This is a genomic window from Rhizobacter sp. P3_B12, assembly GCF_056402895.1.
On sequence record NZ_JBFUGN010001116.1, the window covers coordinates 1 to 1868 of the forward strand.

The 1868-nt window shown below is 70.0% G+C and carries 3 protein-coding genes; 2 read left to right on the forward strand and 1 reads right to left on the reverse strand.

Annotation, left to right across the window (positions count from 1 at the left end; translation table 11 throughout):
* Positions 1 to 537: GTP cyclohydrolase I (gene folE / locus AC1D01_RS32750; protein WP_477873662.1), on the forward strand; the 537-nt coding region annotated here is incomplete at its 5' end.
* 11 nt (positions 538 to 548) lie between these two features.
* On the forward strand, positions 549 to 974 hold the full coding sequence (locus AC1D01_RS32755) for a BLUF domain-containing protein (RefSeq protein WP_477873663.1): 426 nt from the start codon (positions 549 to 551) through the stop codon (positions 972 to 974).
* On the opposite strand, the gene AC1D01_RS32760 is transcribed toward AC1D01_RS32755, so the two are convergent.
* On the reverse strand, positions 958 to 1818 hold the full coding sequence (locus AC1D01_RS32760; protein WP_477873664.1) for a hypothetical protein: 861 nt from the start codon (positions 1816 to 1818) through the stop codon (positions 958 to 960). The two genes, AC1D01_RS32755 and AC1D01_RS32760, sit on opposite strands and share 17 nt — an antisense overlap.
* Positions 1819 to 1868 lie beyond the last annotated feature (50 nt).

Below are 1868 nucleotides of genomic sequence, written 5' to 3' on the forward strand. Positions count from 1 at the left end.
GTGTTGAAGGCGCTGGTGATCGACACCGACAGCGACCACAACACCCACGAGACTGCCAAGCGCGTCGCGAAGATGTTCCTGACCGAGGTGTTCCGCGGCCGCTACGTGCCGATCCCCGCGGTCACCGAGTTCCCGAACGTCGAGCGGCTCAACGAGCTGATGATCGTCGGCCCGATCACGGTGCGCAGCGCCTGCTCGCACCACCTGTGCCCGATCATGGGGCGGGTGTGGATCGGCATCCTGCCGAACGAGCATTCGAACCTGATCGGGCTGTCGAAGTACGCCCGCATCTGCGACTGGATCATGAGCCGCCCGCAGATCCAGGAAGAGGCCGTCACGATGCTGGCCAACGAATTGCAGAGCCGCGTCAAGCCCGACGGCCTCGCCCTCGTGATGGAAGCCGATCACTTCTGCATGCACTGGCGCGGCGTGAAGGACGACCAGTCGATGATGACCAACAGCGTGATGCGCGGCTCGTTCCTGAAGGACGCGAACCTGCGCCGCGAATTCCTGTCCCTGCTGAGCAAGAAGACCTGAAAGGATTCCCCATGCTCGTGCGCCTGATGTACGCCAGCCGTGCCGCCGCGTCGATGGACACCGAGACGCTCGCGGCGATCATGAAGAAATCGCGTGCCCACAACCCGCAGGTCGGCGTGACCGGGGTGCTGTGCCATTCCGGCGGCATCTTCCTGCAGGTGCTCGAAGGCGGCCGGCTGCCGGTCAGCCAGCTGTACAACCGCATCGCCAACGACCCGCGCCACCACGACGTGGCGCTGCTGCGCTACGAAGAGATCGGCGAGCGCCGCTTCGCCGGCTGGGCCATGGGCCAGGTGATGATGAACATGCTGAACCCGGCGCTGCTGCTGAAGTATTCCGAGCGCGCCGAGCTCGATCCGTACGCGGTGTCGGGCGAGGTGTCGATGGCGCTGTTCGACGAGCTGGTCGCGTCCGCCTCGGTCATGTGCCAGAACTGAGGCCGGCGCGCAGCACCGCCGCCGGCAGCTCGATGTAGTGCCGGGCCAGCTCGGGCGGCAGCGGCGAGTCGAGCAGCAGCCCGGCCAGCCGCAGCGCATCGGCCGCGCCGTCCGACAGCCGGTTCATCGGGCTCGCGGCCAGCGCCGCCTCGAGCCAGGCGCGCACCAGCACCGGCCGCAGCATCCAAGGGAGGCCCTGCACGACGGCGAGCGCCTGCGCCACCTCGTCGGCATCGGGCAGTTCGGGCGCCGGCACGATCGCATCGCGCACCCAGCGCTTCATCACCGCCTGGTACCAGGCCGTGCCGCTCTCGAGCTCGCCATCGGGCACGAGCCGCGACAGGAAGGCCGTGAACCGCGCCACCTGCATCAGCGCCGATTCCGGCAGCTCGGCGAGGTCGTTGCTGGCGCTCGCGTTGGGGCTGGGCGGGCGGGCTTCGCCGAGGCGGTGCCGCAGCGCCAGCCAGTGCAGGCGGTCGATCGGGCGCACCTGGCCGTCGGCGGCCATCACGCGGCGGGCCGCTTCGACGACATCCTGCCGGTCGTTCAGCGGCGCGCGCGCGATGCGCGTGAGCAGCACCTCGATCCACGGCAGGCGCGCCGCCGGGCCCAGCTTGTTGACCTCGTCGCGCAACGCATCGGCCGTGCTCAGGCCGCGGGTCTCGTCGCGCCAGGCGCGGCGCTCGCGCTGGCTGCCGGGCGTCGCGATCAGTGCCAGCAGCACCGCGCGGAGCTCGCCGGGGCCATGCACGCGGCCGAGGCGGTCGATCGCTTCGCGTTCGTCGTCATCCGACGCGGGACGGGGTTGCGGCAGCGTGCCGGTGGGGTCGGGTGTCTCGGACATGGGGACAGCATAGGCGATGGGCGCGGCGGCAGCAGCCGCCACAGCGGGAA